Source organism: Kitasatospora sp. NPDC127067 (genome assembly GCF_042724755.1).
Lineage (GTDB): Bacteria > Actinomycetota > Actinomycetes > Streptomycetales > Streptomycetaceae > Kitasatospora > Kitasatospora lactacystinica.
This window is the reverse complement of sequence record NZ_JBHXEM010000040.1, coordinates 29,355-47,145: the sequence shown is the minus strand read 5'-3', so window position 1 is coordinate 47,145 and position 17,791 is coordinate 29,355. Positions and strand designations below refer to the sequence as shown.

General features: G+C 77.4%; 1 protein-coding gene. It reads left to right on the top strand.

The annotated features are described in order from the left end of the window. The first annotated feature begins 77 nt into the window (after positions 1 to 77). Complete coding sequence (locus ACFWJ4_RS18295) at positions 78 to 17,789, top strand: non-ribosomal peptide synthase/polyketide synthase (protein ID WP_380545096.1); 17,712 nt, start codon at positions 78 to 80, stop codon at positions 17,787 to 17,789. Positions 17,790 to 17,791: the final 2 nt, after the last annotated feature.

Below are 17,791 nucleotides of genomic sequence, written 5' to 3'. Positions count from 1 at the left end.
GTTCCTCCGGGCCCGAGGGCGGGCTACCGCCTGCCCCGGTGCCCTCGTCGTCGCCCCCATCGGAAGGACCTTCCGCCATGGCCGACCGGCCTGCCCAGCCCGTGCACCCGTCCGCCCCGCCGCAGGCCGGCGGCACCACCGGAGCCCCCGGAGACACCTCCCCGACGCCCCGGACCCTGGACGCGCTGTTCGCCGCCCAGGCGGCCCGCACCCCGCTCGCGCCCGCGGTGACCGACGGCCGGCGCAGCTGGACCTACCGGGACCTGGCGGAGCGCGTCGAGCGACTGGCCCGTGACCTGCGCCGGCGCGGCGCCGGCCCGGAGCGGACGGTGGCGCTGGTCCTGCCGCGCTCCATGGAACTGGTCGCCGCCGAACTGGCCGTCGTCCGGGCGGGCGCCGCCTTCCTGCCCGTGGACCCGGCCTACCCCGCCGAGCGGCGGGCGCTGATGCTCGCCGACGCCGCCCCCGCGATCGTCCTGGACGACCCGGCCGCCGTGAGCCGGGTCCTGGAGACCGCCCTGCCCGCAGGACCGGACGACCCGGCCGCCGCGGACGGCACGGGCGATCCGGCCCCGGCCGGCACCGACCACCCGGCGTACGTGATCTACACCTCGGGCTCCACCGGCACCCCCAAGGGCGTCGTCGTCACCCACCGGGGGATCGCCGGCTTCACCGCCGCCGCCGTCGAGAACTACGCGCTGCGGCCCGGCGACCGGGTACTCCAGTTCTCCTCGCCCAGCTTCGACGCCTCCGTCCTGGAACTGTTCGTCTCCGTCCTCACCGGTGCCACCCTGGTGATCCCCCCGGACGGCCCCTGGCTGGGCGAGGAGCTCGCCGCCGTCCTGGACGACCACCGCATCACCCACACCCTGATCCCGCCCGCCGCCCTGGCCACCGTCCCCGCCGGCGCGGGCCGCCACCTGCGCACCCTGATCGTCGGGGCCGAGGCCTGCTCCGCCGAACTGGTCGACCGCTGGGCGCCCGGCCGACGCATGATCAACTCCTACGGTCCGACCGAGGCCACCATCGTCGCCACCTGGACCGGCCCGCTCACCGCCGGCACCGGTTCACCCACCATCGGCGGCGCCCTGCCGCACGCCCGGGTGTACGTGCTCGACGAGACCATGCGGCCCCAGCCGCCCGGCACCGACGGCGAGCTGTACCTCGGCGGCGAGGGCGTCGCCCGCGGCTACCTCGGCCGACCCGGCCTGACCGCCGCGCGCTTCGTCGCCGACCCCTTCGGCGCGCCCGGCGCCCGGCTCTACCGCACCGGCGACCGGGCCCGCTGGAGGGCCGACGGGGAACTGGAGTTCCTCGGCCGGCTCGACCGGCAGGTCAAGGTCCGCGGCTTCCGGATCGAACCGGGCGAGATCGAGGCCGCGCTGCGCGCCCACCCCGCCGTCGACCAGGCCGTCGTGACGGTCCGCGAGGACGAGCCCGGCCACACCCGGCTGGTCGGCTACGCCACACCCGCCGACCCGCGGCACGCCCCCGACCCGGCCGAGCTGCGCACCGCCCTGGCCGCCGCGCTGCCCGCCCACCTGGTGCCCGCCGCCGTCGTCGTGCTGCCCGAGTTCCCGCTCACCCCGCAGCTCAAGATCGACCAGCGGGCGCTGCCCGCGCCCGCCCGGCAGGCCGCCGCCGGGAGCACCGCCCCGCGCACCGAGCGGGAGCGCGCCCTGGCCGCCGTCTGGGCCGAGGTGCTCGGCCACGACGCCGTGGGGGTGGAGGACGACTTCTTCGACCTCGGCGGCGACTCCGTCCTCGCCGCCCGCACCCTGGCCCGGATCACCGAACGCCTCGGCGTCCGGCTCACCCTGCGTGACGTCTTCACCGCCCGCACCGTCGCCGCCCTCGCCCCGCTGCTCGACGCGATGCCCGCCGCCGCACCGACCGGCCCGATCCCGCCCGCCCCGCGCGGGGAGCCGCTGCCGCTGTCCAGCGCCCAGCGCCGGCTCTGGTTCCTGGACGACCTCGCCCCCGGCGGCACCGGCAACCACACCGGCGTGGCCCTGCGGCTGCACGGCGCCCTCGACCGGGACGCCCTCGACCGGGCCCTGCGGCGGCTCACCGCCCGGCACGACTCGCTGCGCACCACCGTCGCCACCCTCGACGGGCAGCTGGTGCAGCGCGTCGCCGAGCGGGCGGAGCTGCCGCTGCGCACCGAGGACCTCGGCGCCCTGCCCGAGACGGAGCGCGCCCCGGCGGCCGAACGCCTGCTGGCCGAGGAACTGGAACGGCCCTACGACCTCGCCCGGGGCCCGCTCGCCCGGGTGCTGCTGGTCCGGCTCGCCGCCGAGGAGCACCTGCTGCTGCTGGCCCAGCACCACATCGTCACCGACGGCTGGTCGGTGGGCGTCCTCACCCGCGAACTGGCCGCCCTCTACCGGGCGGAGACCACCGGCGAACCCGACGCCCTGCCCGCCCCCGCCCTCCAGTACCCCGACTTCGCCCACTGGGAGCAGCACCGCCGGACCGACCACGCACCCGACCTCGCCTACTGGAAGCACACCCTCGCCGACCTGCCGACCCTGCGCCTGCCCACTGACCGCCCCCGGCCCGAGCAGCGCACCACCAACGGCGCGGCGCACCGCCACCGGCTGCCGGCCGACCTGGTCGACCGGCTGCGCCACCTCGCCGCCGGCCGCGGCACCACGGTGTTCACCCTGTTCGCCGGGGCGTGCGCGCTGCTGCTCTCGCGCCACTCCGGCCAGCGGGACGTGGCCTTCGGCACCGTCACCAACGGGCGGGACCGGCGGGAACTGGAGGAGGTGACCGGCTTCTTCGTCAACACCGTGGTGCTGCGCGGCGACGTGGACGAGCGGGCCACCGTCGACGACTTCGTGGCGGGCATGCGCACCACCCTGCTGGACGCCTTCGCCCACGCCGAGGTGCCCTTCGACCGGGTGGTCGAGGAACTGGCCCCGCCCCGCGACCCCGGCCGCACCCCGCTGGTCCAGGTCGTCGTCGTCCAGCAGACCCCTGTCGCCCCGGCGCCCGCCGGGGGCCTGCGCTTCGCCGAGCACCCGCTGCCCCGCCCGGCCGCCCGCTTCGACCTGGTGCTGGAGTTCACCCCCGATGACGGCGGCGGCTGCACGCTGACGGCGGAGTACAACACCGACCTGTTCGACCGGCGGACCGTGACCGCGCTGGCGGACCACCTGCACCGCCTGCTGGCCGGGATGGCGGACGGCCCGCAGCGCACCCTCGCCGAGCTGCCGCTGATCCCCGAGGAGGAGCGGCGGGCGCTGCTCGACGCCTGGAAGCCGGACACCGCGCTGCCCGGGGCGCTCACCGCGTCCGGCCTGCCCGGCTGGACCCGCGGCTACGTCCTCGACCGTGCGATGCGCCCCCAACCCCAGGGCGTGCCGGGCGAGTTGTACCTCGCGGGCGACTTCCCCGAGCAGCCGGAAGGCGCCGCCGGGCAGTTCGTCGCCGACCCGTACGGCGCGCCGGGGGAGCTGCTCCACCGCACCGGGGAGCTGGTGCGGTGGACCGCAGACGGCGAGCTGGAGCACCTCGGGCGGGTCGAGCAGTGGGCGAAGCCCCGCGGGCTGCGGACCGACCCGGACGAGGTGGCGCGGGCGCTGCGGCGCTGCCCCGGGGTGGCCGAGGCGGCCGCCGTCCTCACCGGCGACCCCAGGCGGCTGGTCGGGTACGTGGTGCCCGTCCCCGGCGGCCGGGTCGAGCCCGAGGCGGTGCGCCGCACCCTCGCCCTGACCCTGCCCGACCACCTGGTCCCCGCCGTCGTGGTGCCGCTGCCCGCCCTGCCGCTGGGCCCCGACGGCACCCTCGACCGCGGCCGGCTGCCCGACCCCGGGCCGGCGGCCGGCGCCGTCCGCCACGTCGCCCCCCGCACCCCCGCCGAACGGGCGCTCGCCGGGATCTGGGCCGAGGTGCTGCGGCTGGAGCGGGTCGGCGCCGACGACAACTTCTTCGACCTCGGCGGCGACTCCATCCTCGGCATCCAGGTGGTGGCCCGCTCCCGGCAGGCCGGGCTGGCGCTCACCTCCCGGGACCTCTACCGCCACCAGACGGTCGCCGCGCTCGCCCTGGCCGCGGAGGACGCCGAGGCGCCGCCCGTGCCCGCGCCGGCGGCCGCCACCGGGGAGGCCGTGCCGACCCCGATCCAGCGCTGGTGGCTCGGCCGGGCCGCCGACCGGGTCGGCCACTTCGGCCAGGCGCTCTCCCTGCTGCTGCCCGGCGACCTGGACCGGGCGGCCCTGGAGGAGGCCCTGAACGACCTGGTCGCCCACCACGACGCGCTGCGTTCGGCCTTCACCGCCCCGGACGGTGCCGGCGCCGCGCGCTGGCACATCCGGGAGCCGGCCGCCCGGCTCACCCTGACCCGGCACACCGGCCCGGACCGGGACACCCCGCACTTCGGCCCCCACGACCTGGGCGGCGGCGGGCCGCTGCTGCGCGCCGTGCTGCACGAGCGCGCCGGGGACCGGCCCCCGGTCCTGCACCTGGCCGTCCACCACCTGGTGGTCGACGGGGTCTCCTGGCGGGTGCTGCTGGAGGACCTCGACACCGCCTACCGCGCCCGCCGCGAGGGCCGGGACGGGGCGGCCGCCCTGCCGGGCAAGTCCTCGCCGCTGCGGCAGTGGGCCGAGCGGCTGAGCGCCTTCGCCGCCGCGGGCGGCTTCGAGGACGAGACGGAGTACTGGGCGCGGGCCGTGCCCGGGCAGCCCGACCAAACGCCCGGGCAGCCCGCCGCCGAGCCGTTCCCCGCCGAGCTCGACGGCCCCGACACCTACGCCACCGAACGCTCCGTCACCGTCCGGCTGAGCCCCGCCGACACCGCCGCCCTGCTGCGCACCCTGCCCGACACCTACCGCACCCAGGCCAACGACGTGCTGTTGAGCGCGCTCGGCCGGGCGCTGTGCGGGGCGAGCGGGCTGGAGCGGGTCGTGGTGGACGTCGAGGGCCACGGACGCGAGGAACTGTTCGCCGAGCTCGACCTCGGCCGTACGGTCGGCTGGTTCACCACCCGCCACCCCGTCGCCCTGGCCGTGCCCGCCGGAGCCGACTGGGACACCGTCCTCAAGCAGGTCAAGGAACAGCTGCGCGCCGTCCCCCGGCGCGGCCTCGGCTTCGAGGCGCTGCGCTACCTCGGGCGCCCCGGCACGGCGCCGGACGTCCCGGCCGCCCGGATCGGCTTCAACTACCTGGGCCGCATCGCCCTGCCGGACGACCCGGACGGGCTGTTCCGCGGCACCTTCCGGCCGCTGGAGCTGGACGCCGACCCGGGCACGGAGCGCCCCCACCCGCTGGAGGTGGTCGGCCGCCTCGACGGCGACGCGCTGGAGTTCACCTGGTTCCACTCCGCCGCCGTCCACCGGAGCGGGACCGTCGAGGCGCTGGCCCGGCGCTTCGCCGAGGAACTGGCCGACCTCGCCCGCCACGCGGCCCGCCCCGGCGCCGCCGGGCGCACCCCGTCCGACTTCCCGCTGGCCCGGCTCGACCAGGCGGCCGTGGACCGGATCACCGGCGCCGACCCGGGCGCGGTGGAGGACGTGCTGCCGCTCACCCCGACCCAGTCCGGCATGCTCTTCCACGGCCTCGCCGAGGAGGACAGCGGCGCCTACTTCCAGCAGCTGGACTTCGTCCTGGACGGCGTGCCCGACCCGGCCCGCCTCGCCGCCGCCTGGCAGTGGGTCACCGACCGCACCGCGGTGCTGCGCGCCCACGTCCGCTGGCAGGAGGTGCCCGAGCCGCTGCTGGTGGTGCACCGCCGGGTGGCCGTCCCGGTCACCCACCTGGACTGGCGCGAACTGCCCGAGCAGGAGCGCCGCGACCGGCTCGCCGAACTGCTGGACCGCGACCGGGCCCGCAGCCTCGACCTGGCGCGGGCCCCGCTCCAGCGGCTGCTGCTGATCCGGCTCCCGGAGAGCCGGGTGCGGGTGCTCTGGTCCTTCCACCACCTGGTCCTGGACGGCTGGAGCCTGTTCCAGGTGCTCTCGGACGTCTTCGCGGTGCACGCCGCCCTGGCCGGACCGGGACGGGACGGCGAGGTCCCGTACGGCACCGTGCCGGAGCGCCGGCCCTACCGCGACTACCTGGCCTGGCTGGGCGAGCGCGACCACGCCGAGGCCGAACGGCACTGGCGCACCCGCCTCGCCGGGCTCGCCGAGGCGACACCGCTGCCCTACGACCGCGAGCCGGTGCACAGCCACCGCGCCGAGTCCACCCGGGCCGTGCCGTTCACCCTGCCCGCCGCCGCGACCAGGGCGCTGGAGGACCTCGCCCGCGGCTCCGGGCTGACCTTCAACACCCTGGTCCAGGGCGCCTGGGCGGTGCTGCTGGGCCGCCGGGCCGGGCGGGCCGAGGTGGTGTTCGGCACCACCTCCTCCGGGCGCCCGCCCGAGCTGCCCGGCGTCGAGACCATGACCGGCCTGTTCATCACCACCCTGCCGGCCCGCACCGCGGTGCCCGCGGACGGCACCCTGGTCGACTGGCTCCGGACCCTGCAACGGGAGCAGAGCGAGGACCGGCGGCACGGCTTCGTCCCGCTCACCCGGATGCGGGCCGGCACCGAACTGCCCGAGCGGACCGGCCTGTTCGACAGCCTGGTGGTCTTCGAGAACTACCCCGTCGACGAGGACGCGGCCGACGCCCACGGCCTGCGGCTGCGCGACCTGGACGGGATCGAGACCACCAACTACCCGCTCACCCTGCTGGCCTACCCGGGCCCGGAGCTGTCCCTGCGGCTCTGCTACGACCCGCGGCTGTTCGACGAGTCCACGGTGCGGCAGCTGGCCGGGCAGCTCACCGCCGTCCTGACCGCCCTGCCCGAGGGCGCCCACCGCCCGCCCGCCCGGCTGCCGCTGCTGACCGGCGAGGAACGCCGGCGCGTCCTGGCCGACTGGAACGCCACCGCCGTCGAGGAACCCGCCGCCGACATCGCCGAGCTGTTCGCCGCGCAGGTGCTCCGCACCCCCGCGGCCGTCGCCCTGGAAGCCGGCGACCGGCGTCTGACCTACCGCGAACTCGACGCCCGCGCCGCCGAGCTGGCCGGACGGCTGACCGCGCACGGGGTCCGGGTGGAGCAGCCGGTCGGGGTGCTGATGGAACGCTCCGTCGAGCTGGTCGTCGCCCAGCTGGCGCTGGTGCGCACCGGCGCGGTCTACGTGCCGCTGGACGGCCGGGCGCCGCGCGAGCGGCTGCACCGGATGCTGGCCGAGGCCGGTGCCGACCTGCTGCTCACCGACGCCCACCGGGCCGGCACGGCCGCCGAGCTGCGCCCCACCGGGCAGGTGCTGCGGGTGGACCTCCCCGACGACCGGACGGCGGCCCCGGCCCCGGCGGCCGTCCACCCCGACAACGTCCAGTACCTGATGTTCACCTCGGGCTCCACCGGCACCCCCAAGGGCGTCGCGGTGCGCCGCCGGGACGTCGCCGCGCTCGCCCTGGACCGCGCCTTCGCCGGCCACGACCGGGTGCTGGTGCACTCCCCGCACGCCTTCGACGCCGCCACCTACGAACTGTGGGTGCCGCTGCTGCGCGGCGGCACCGCCGTGCTCGCCCCGCCGCAGGACCTGGACGCCGCCGCCGTCCGGCACGCCGTCACCGAGCAGGGCGTGCGCTGCCTGTGGCTGACCGCCGGCCTGTTCCGGCTGCTCGCCCAGGAGGACCCGGGCTGCCTGCGCGGCGCCCACGAGGTGTGGACCGGCGGCGAGGCGGTGCCCGGCGCCGTCGTCCGCAAGGTCCTGGCGGCCTGCCCCGGCCTCACCGTGGTCGACGGCTACGGGCCCACCGAGACCACCACCTTCGCCACCCGCCGGGCCTTCCGGGCCGGCGACGAACTGCCCGCCGTCCTGCCCATCGGCCGCCCGCTGGACAACACCCGGGTGTACGTCCTGGACGGCGCGCTCCAGCCGCAGCCGCCCGGCGTCACCGGCGAGCTGTACATCGCCGGGGCCGGCCTCGCCCGCGGCTACGCGGGCCGCCCCGGCGAGACCGCCGCCCGCTACCTCGCCGACCCCTTCGGCCCGCCCGGCGAGCGGATGTACCGCACCGGCGACACCGTCCGGTGGAGCGAGGACGGCGAACTGCACTTCGTCGGCCGCGCCGACGACCAGATCAAGATCCGCGGCTTCCGGATCGAACCCGCCGAGATCGAGGCCCGGCTCACCGCCCACCCGGCCGTCGCCGAGGCCGTCGTCTCGCTGTACCAGGACGCCGGACGCAAGAGCCTCGCCGCCCACCTGGTGCCGGCCGAGGGCGCCGAGCCGCCCGGCGCCGCCGAGCTGCGCGCCCACCTGGCCGCCGACCTGCCCGACTACATGCTGCCCGCGGCCTTCGTCACGCTGCCCGAACTCCCGCTCACCGCCAACGGCAAGGTGGACCGCCGGCGGCTGCCCGCCCCCGACAGGTCGGCGGGCGGCGACCGCCCCCACCGCGCCCCCGGCACCGACCGCGAGCGGCTGCTCGCCGCGATCTGGGCCGAGCTGCTCGGGGTCGAACGGGTCGGGCTGGACGACGACTTCTTCCTGCTCGGCGGCGACTCCATCCTGAGCATCCAGGTCGTCTCCCGGGCCCGCGCCGCCGGACTCGCGCTCTCCCCGCGCGACCTGTTCCGCCACCCCACCGTCGCCGCGCTGGCCGCGGCCGCCGGCAGCGCCGTCACCGTCGCCGGGACCGAACCGGTCAGCGGCGAGGTCGGCCTGACGCCGATCCAGCACTGGTTCCTCGACCCGAACCCGCCGCACGCCGAGCACTTCGACCAGTGCGTCGTGGTGGAGGCCCCCGGGGCCGTCGACCCGCAGGCCCTGCGCCGCGCGCTCGCCGCCCTGTGGGCCCACCACGACGCGCTGCGCTCCCGCTTCACCCGGGCCGGGGACGGCACCTGGCAGCAGCACTGCGCCCCGGCCGAGGAGAGCGCCCCCGAGCTGCTGGAGGTCCACGACCACGGCGCGGAAGCGGCGGTGACCGAGGCCGCCCACGCCTCCTTCCGGCTGGACGGCGGCCCGCTGTTCACCGCCCGCCTCTTCACCGCCCCGACGGCCACCGCGTCGGCCACCCCGCAGGCCGACGCGGCCGGCGCCCGGCCCGACCGGCTGCTGCTGGCCGTCCACCACCTGGCGGTCGACGGCGTTTCCTGGCGGGTGCTGCTGGAGGACCTGGAGACCGCCTACCGGCAGGCCGTCGAGGGCCGCCCGCTGCGGCTGCCCGCCCGCACCAGCTCCGTCCGGGAGTGGGCCCGCCGGCTGGCCGGGCACACCGCGGCCGGCGGCTTCGCCGACCAGCGCGCCCACTGGGCGGCCGCCACCCGGGCCTGCGCCACCCCGCTGCCGGTGGACGGCGACGGCGGCAACACCGCCGCCGACCTGCGCGAGGTGACCGTCCGGCTGGACCGCGAACGCACCGACGCCCTGCTGCGCGAGGTCCCCGGGGTCTACCGCACCCGGATCGACGACGTGCTGCTCACCGCGCTCGGCCGGGTGCTCGCCGAGTGGACCGGGCGCGGCACCGTCGCCATCGGCCTGGAGGGCCACGGCCGCGAGGACCGGCTCTTCGACGGCCTCGACCTGTCCCGGACGGTCGGCTGGTTCACCTCCCTCTTCCCGGTCGCCCTCGACATCCCGGCGGGGGACTGGGGCACCGCCCTGAAGGCCGTCAAGGAACAGCTGCGGGCCGTGCCGGACCGCGGCCTCGGGTACGGCGCGCTGCGCCACCTGGCCCGGGACGAGGCGCTCGCCGACGCCCCCGCCCCCGGCGTGAGCTTCAACTACCTGGGCCGCTTCGACTGGTCCGCCGACGGCGCCGCCCTGGTCCGCGCCGTCCCCGGCGGCCTCGGCGGCGCGGAGGCGCCCGGCACCGAGCGCCCCCACCTGCTGGACGTGGTCGCCCGGGTCGAGGACGGCGAGCTGGAGATCGGCTGGTACTACAGCGCCGGCCGGCACCGCGCCGACACCGTCACCGCCCTGGCCGAGGCCATGCTCGACGCACTGGAGCGGATCGTCGCCCACTGCGCCGAACCCGGCGCCGGCGGCCGCACCCCCGCCGACTTCCCGCTCGCCCGCCTCGACCAGGCGGCGGTGGACCGCATCGCCGGGGACGGCCGCACCGTCGCCGACGTCCACCCGCTGACGCCGATGCAGGCCGGGATGCTCTTCCACAGCCTGCTCGACCCGGACGGCGACACCTACGTCAACCAGGTCCAGCTGGTGCTGACCGGGGTCACCGACCCGCACGCGCTGGCCGAGGCCTGGCAGCGGACCGCCGACGCCAACGCCGTCCTGCGCACCCGGCTCAGCTGGCAGGACGGCGCCGAACCGCTCCAGGTCGTCCAGCACCGGGCCACCGTCCCGGTGACCCACCACGACTGGACCGGCCGCCCCGCCGAACAGGTCGAGCAGGACACCGCCCGGCTGCTCGCCGAGGACCGGGCGGCCGGGATCGACCTGGGCGGCGCGCCGCTGCTGCGGCTGGCCCTGATCCGGCTGACCCCGAGCCGGGTGCGGGTGGTGTGGACCTTCCACCACGTGCTGCTCGACGGCTGGAGCGCCGCCCAGGTCTTCGACGAGGTCTGCGAGCGCTACGCCGCCCTGACCGCCGGACGCCCGCCCGCCCCGGTCGAGCGCGCACCCTACGCCGACTACCTGCGCTGGCTGGCCGGCCAGGACCGGGCGGCGGTCGAGCGGTACTGGCGCGACACCCTGGCCGGCTTCCCCGCCCCCACCGAACTGCCCCGGGACCGCCGCCCGGCCGGCGCCCACCGCGCCTCCTCCTCGGCCTCGGTGAAGGTCGCCCTCGGCCCCGAGCTGTCCGAGCGGCTGCGGGCCACCGCCCGGCAGGCCGGGCTGACCGTCAACACCGTGCTCCAGGGCGCCTGGGCGCTGCTGCTCTCCCGCTACGGCGGCGGCGAGGACGTGGTGTTCGGCACCATCGTCTCCGGCCGGCCCGCCGAACTCCCCGGCGTCACCTCGATGGTGGGGCTGTTCATCAACGCCCTGCCCACCCGGGTGCGGATCGACGGCCGGCGCCCGCTGCTGGACTGGCTGCGGGAGGTCCAGGACCACCAGTCCGAGGCCCGCCGGCACGACGCCGTCTCGCTGGCCCAGCTCCAGGGCTGGAGCGAACTGCCCGGCGGCACCGCCCTGTTCGACAGCATCGTGGTCTTCGAGAACTACCCCTTCGACGCGCATTCGCTGACCCGGCACGGCCTGGGCGTGGAGACCGAGCACGTGCTGGAGCCGACCAGCTACCCGCTCGGCGTGGTGGTGGCGCCCGGCGAGTCCATCGAGGTCAGTCTGGACCACGACCCGGCCGCCTTCGACGCCGCCACCGTCGAGCGGCTCGGGGCGAGCCTGCGCACCCTGCTCGCCGGGATGGCGGCCGGCCTCGACCGGCCGGCCGGCGAACTGCCGCTGCTGGACCCGGCCGAGGGACGCGAGCTGCTGGAACGCCTCGGCGGCCCGGTGCGCCGGGCGCCCCGGCGCACCCTGCCCGAGGCCTTCGCCCGGCAGGCCGCCCGCACCCCCGACGCCCCGGCCGTGCGCTCCGGCGACGCCCGGCTGACCTACCGGGAGCTGGACGAACGCTCCAACCGGCTGGCCCGGCTGCTGATCGCGGCCGGGGCCGGACCCGAGCGCTTCGTCGCGCTCGCGCTGCCCCGCACCGTCGAACTGGCCGTGGCGCTGCTCGCGGTGCTCAAGAGCGGCGCCGCGTACCTGCCGGTCGACCCCGGCTACCCGGCCGAGCGGATCGCCTACCTCTTCGAGGACGTCCGGCCCGACGCCGTGATCACCGACGCCGCGACCGAAGGACGGCTCCCCGACGGCCCGTACGCCCGGATCGTGCCGGACGACCCGGCCTGCCGGGAACGGCTGGCCGCCGCCCGCACCGACGCCGTCGGCGACCCGGAACGGCACGGTGCCCTGCTGCCGGAGCACCCCGCGTACGTCATCCACACCTCCGGCTCCACCGGCCGCCCCAAGGGCGTGGTGGTCGCCCACGCCTCGGTGCTCGCCCTGACCGACTGGGCCGCCGCCGAGTTCGCCGGCCGAGGCCTGGAGCACGTGGTCGCCGCCACCTCGCTCAACTTCGACGTGTCGGTGTTCGAGATCTTCGCGCCGCTGCTCTCCGGCGGCTGCGTGGAACTCCTGCGCGACCTGCTGGCCCTGGCCGAGAACCCCGGCCCCCGGAGGGCCGGCCTGCTCAGCGCGGTGCCCTCGGCCCTCGGCGGACTGCTCGCCGACGGCGCCCTGCGACTCGGCGCGGACACCGTGGTGCTGGCCGGCGAAGGACTGCCCGCCCGCACCGTGCGCACCGTGCGCGAGGCCGTCCCCGGCTGCCGGGTGCTGAACATCTACGGCCCCACCGAGGCCACCGTCTACGCCACCGCCCACACCTGCGACCCCGCCGACCCCGACCGCGACCCGCCGATCGGCCGACCGGTCGGCGGCGCCCGGGCCTACGTCCTGGACGAGCGGCTGCGCCCGGTGCCCGTCGGCGCGCCCGGGGAGCTGTACCTGGCCGGCACCGGCGTGGCGCGCGGCTACCTGGGCCGCCCCGGCCTGACCGCCGGGCGCTTCCTGCCCGACCCCTACGGCCCGCCCGGCAGCAGGATGTACCGCACCGGCGACCGGGTGCGCTGGAGCGCCGACGGCGAGCTGGACTACCTCGGACGCGCCGACGACCAGGTCAAGGTGCGCGGCTTCCGGATCGAACTCGGCGAGGTCGAGGCCGCGCTGGCCCGCCACCCGCAGGTGGCGGCGGCCGCGGCCCGGGTGGTCGACCAGGACGGCCACAAGCGGCTGGTGGGCTACGCGGTGCCCCGCGACGGCGCCCTGCCCGACCCGGCCGAGTGGCGGACCTTCCTCGGCCGCACCCTCCCCGACCACCTGGTGCCCGCCCTGGTGGTGCCGCTGGAGCGGCTGCCGCTCGGCGCCACCGGCAAGCTGGACCGGCGCGCCCTGCCCGAACCGGTCCCGGCCACCCGGGCCACCGGCGGCGACCGGCCGCCGCGCACCGAAACCGAGCAGGCCCTCGCCGCGATCTGGCGCGAGGTGCTGGGCGTGCCCGAGGTGAACGCGGACGACAACTACTTCGCCCTCGGCGGGGACTCCATCCTCGGCATCCAGATCGTCTCGGCGGCCCGCCGGGCCGGCCTCGCGCTGACTCCCCGGCACCTGTTCGCCCACCAGACCCTCGCCGAACTCGCCGGTGCCGCCGAACGCGCGCCGCGCCCCGGCACGGACGCCGACCAGGGCGCCGTCACCGGCGAGACCCCGCTCACCCCCGTCCAGCACTGGCTGCTGGACACCCTCGACGGCGACCCCGCCCGGCTCACCCAGTCCGTCTCCTTCACCCTCGCCCCCGGCACCGAGGAGCCCACCCTGCGGGCCGCCCTGGCCGCCGTCCTGGACCACCACGACGCCCTGCGGCTGCGCTGCGAGCCGCTCCCCGACGGCCGGTGGCGCCAGTACGGCACCGACCCCGGCCAGGCCCCCGACCTGCGGGTCCACGAGCTGCCCGCCGCCGAGGGCGAGGAACGCGAGAGCGCCCTGCGCGACCTCGGCGAGCGCCTCGCCGAGGGCTTCGACCTGGCCGCCGGGCCGCTGCTGCGCGCCGCGCTCTGCCGCTTCGCCGACGACCCCCGCCCGGTGCTGCTGCTGGCCGCGCACCACCTGGTGGTCGACGCGGTGTCCTGGCGGATCCTGCTGGAGGACCTGGAGCGCGCCCACCGCGCGGCGGCCGCGGGCGAGCGGTCCGACCTCGGCGCCAAGAGCACCTCCTTCCGGGCCTGGGCCGAACGCCTCGCCGCGCACACCGCGGCCGGCGGCTTCGACGCGGAACTCCCGTACTGGCAGCGCCTGGCGGACGGTGCGGCCACCGCGCTGCCCACCGACCTCGACGGCGCCAACACGGCCGAGGCCGAGGAGTCGCTGACCTTCGCCCTGGGCGCCGAGGACACCCGCCGGCTGCTCCAGGACGTCCCGGAGGCCTACCGCACCCGGGTCAACGACGTCCTGCTCTGCGCCCTCGGCCGGGTGCTGGCCCGCTGGACCGGACAGAACCGGGTCCTGGTCACCCTGGAGGGCCACGGCCGCGAGGAACTCCTCGACGGCGTCGACCTGTCCCGCACCGTCGGCTGGTTCACCGCGATGTACCCCGTCGCCCTGGACGTGCCCCCGGACGCGGACACCGGCACCGCCCTGAAGGCCGTCAAGGAGAGCCTGCGCGCCGTCCCGAACGGCGGCCTCGGCCACGGCGCCCTGCGCCACCTCAAGCCGGAGCCCGGCCTCGCGCTGCCGCAGATCGGCTTCAACTACCTGGGCCGGCAGGACCGGAGCGCCAGCCCCGGCGGCCTGCTGCACGCCCCGGCAGGCCCGCTCACCGGCGGCATGGACCGCACCGCCCGCCGCCCCCACCTGCTGGACGTGCTCGGCCTGGTAGCCGAGGGCCGGCTCTCCTTCACCTGGTCCTACTCCCGCGAGGTGCACCACAGCGGGACGGTCGCCCGGCTGGCCGCCGAACTGCTGGACGAGCTGCGGGAGATCGTCCGCCACTGCGCCGAACCCGGCGCCGGCGGCCGCACCCCCTCCGACTTCCCACTGGCCGGCCTGGACCAGGCCGGCGTCGACCGGCTGGCCGGCACCGGCCGGGACGTGACGGAGATCCAGCCGCTCACCCCCACCCAGACCGGCATGGTGGTGCACGGCCTCGACGAGGCCGAACACGGCCTGTACGTCGAGCAGATCACCTTCGTCCTGGACGGCGCCCGCGACCCCGGCCTGCTGGCCGCCGCCTGGCAGCACGTCGTCGACCGCACCCCGGTGCTGCGCACCTCCGTGGTGCTGCGGGACGTTCCCGTGCCGCTCCAGGTGGTCCACCGGCAGGCGACGCTCCCGGTCACCGAACACGACTGGAGCGACCTGGGCGCGGCACAGCGCGAAGCCCGGCTGGAGGACCTGCTCGCCGAACGGCGGGCGCACCCCCTGGCCCTGGACCGGGCCCCGCTGCTGCGGCTCGACCTGATCCGGCTCGGCCCGGACCGGGTCCGGGTGGTCTGGGCCTTCCACCACGTGCTGCTGGACGGCTGGAGCGTCTTCCACGTCCTCGCGGACGTGCTGGCCGCCCACGCCGCCCTCGCCCGGGGCGAGCGGCCCGAACTGCCCGAGCGCCGGCCCTTCGCCGACTACGTCGGCTGGCTCGCGGAGCGCGACACCGGCGCCGCCGTCGAGCACTGGCGCACCGCGCTGGCCGACCTCACCGCCCCCACCGCGCTGCCCTACGACCGCCGCCCCGCCCCGGGCGACACGGCCCGCTCCGGGGACTGGCTCTCGCACCGGCTGGACGAGGCGGACACCGAGCGGCTCCAGGAGTTCGCCCGCCGCCACCGCCTCACCCTCAACACCGTGGTGCAGGGCGCCTGGGCGCTGCTGCTGTCGCGCTGGAGCGGGGAACAGCGGGTCTGCTTCGGCACCACCGTCTCCGGCCGGCCCGCCGACCTGGCCGGATCCGACGGCATCGTCGGCCTGTTCATCACCACCCTGCCCGCCCGGGTCGCCGTCGACGGCCGCCGGCCCTGCGCCGACTGGCTGCGCACCCTCCAGGAGGAGCAGGCCGAGGACCGCCGCTTCGACCACCTGCCGCTGGCCCGGATGCACGGGCTCAGCCAGGTCCCGCCGGGCACCGAGCTGTTCGACAGCCTGGTCGTCTTCGAGAACTACCCGGTCGGCGACGCCACGGCCGGCGCGCACGGCCTGCTGGTGCGCGAACTGGACGCCCGGGAGGCCACCAACTACCCGCTCACCGTGGTGGTCTCGCCCGGCGAGCGGCTCGCCGTGGAACTCGGCCACGACCCGCGCTTCCTCGACCGGGAGACCGCCCGGCGCCTCGCCGACCAGCTGCTGCACACCCTGTCCGCGCTGGCCGACTCGGACGGCACCACCCCGCTGGACGGGCTCGACCTGCTGCCGCCCGGCGAACGCGAGCGGCTGCTGCGCGGCCCGGCCCGCCCGGAGACCGGCCCGGTGCCCCCGGCGACCCTGCCCGCCCTGGTCGAGGCCGCCGTGGACCGGTGGCCGCAGGCCGTCGCGCTGAGCGCGGCCGGCCTGGAGCTGACCTTCGCCGGGGCCGAGGTCCTCGCCAACCGGCTGGCCCACCGGCTGATCGCCCGCGGCGCCGGCCCCGGGCGGCTCGTCGCCCTGCTGCTGCCCCGCTCGGCCGACACCGTGCTCGCCGAACTCGCGGTGGCCAAGACCGGCGCCGCCTTCCTGCCCGTCGACCCGCACTACCCCGAGGAACGGATCGAGGCGATGCTGCGCGACGCGGCCCCGGCCCTGACCCTGGACGCCAAGGAGGTCGCCGAGCTCCTCGCCGCCGAGCCGGCCGGCACCCCCGGCCACCGGCCCACCGACGCCGACCGGACCCGCCCGCTCGACCCGGACGACCCCGCCTACGTCATCTTCACCTCCGGCTCCACCGGCACCCCCAAGGGCGTCGTCGTCACCCACCGCGGGCTCGCGGCCTTCGCCGCCGCCGAGGCCGCGCACTACCGGGCCGCCCCGGGGGACCGGGTGCTCGCCTTCGCCACCCCCAGCTTCGACGCCTCGGTGCTCGAACTGTGCCTGGCCCTGCCGCACGGCGCCCGGCTGGTGGTGCCCGAGCCCGGCCCCCTGCTCGGCGACCGGCTGGCCGGGCTGCTGCGGGCGGAGCGGATCACCCACACCCTGCTGCCGCCCGCCGCCCTGGCCACCCTGCCGGCCGACACCCTCGGCAGCCTGCCCGACCTCAGGACGCTGATCGTCGGGGCCGAGGCCTGCGGCGCCGACCTGGTCGCCCGCTGGGCCCCGCACCACCGGATGGTCAACTCCTACGGCCCCACCGAGGCCACCGTGGTCGCCACCTGGTCCGCGCCGCTGACCGCGGACGGCGCCGCCCCGCCGATCGGCCGCCCGCTGCCCGCCACCGGCGCGTACGTCCTGGACGCCCGGCTGCGGCCGGTGCCCGACGGCGTCCCCGGCGAACTGTGGCTCAGCGGACCGGCCCTCGCCCGCGGCTACCTCGGCCGCCCCGGCCTGACCGCCGCCCGCTTCACCGCCGACCCGTACGGGCCGCCCGGCGGCCGGATGTACCGCACCGGGGACCTGGTGCGCCGCGACCGCCACGGCGAACTGCACTACCTGGGCCGCACCGACCACCAGCTCAAACTGCGCGGCCACCGGATCGAGGCGGGCGAGGTGGAGGCCGTGCTGACGCGCCACCCGGCCGTGCTGGACGCCGTGGTGAGCATCCGGGAGGACGAGCCCGGGCTGCCCCGGCTGGTCGCCCACCTGCTGGCCGCCCCCGGCGCCGAACCGCCCACCGGTGCCGAACTGCGCGCCCTGGCCGCTCGCTCGCTGCCCGGCCCCATGGTCCCCACCGCCTTCGCGGTGCTGGAGCGCTTCCCGCTCACCGCGAGCGGCAAGACCGACCGCGCCGCCCTGCCCGCCCCCGGGCCGGAGGAGACCGGGCCGGCCGAGCGGGTCGCACCCCGCACCCCCACCGAGGAGGCGGTGGCGGAGATCTGGGCCGAGACCCTGCACACCGACGTCGGCGCCACCGACGACTTCTTCCAGCTCGGCGGCGACTCCATGCGCGCCCTGCTGATCGCCTCCCGGGCCAACGACGCCTTCGGCGTCACGCTCACCCCCCGCGACGTGCTGGTCTCCCGCACCGTGGCCGCCCTGGCGGACCTGGTCGAGGACCTGGTGCTCAGCGAACTCGAAGCCGCCGCCCTGGGCGGACCCGACGAAGCCGCCGTCTCCGGCCGCCCCGACGACGACGAACGGTGAGG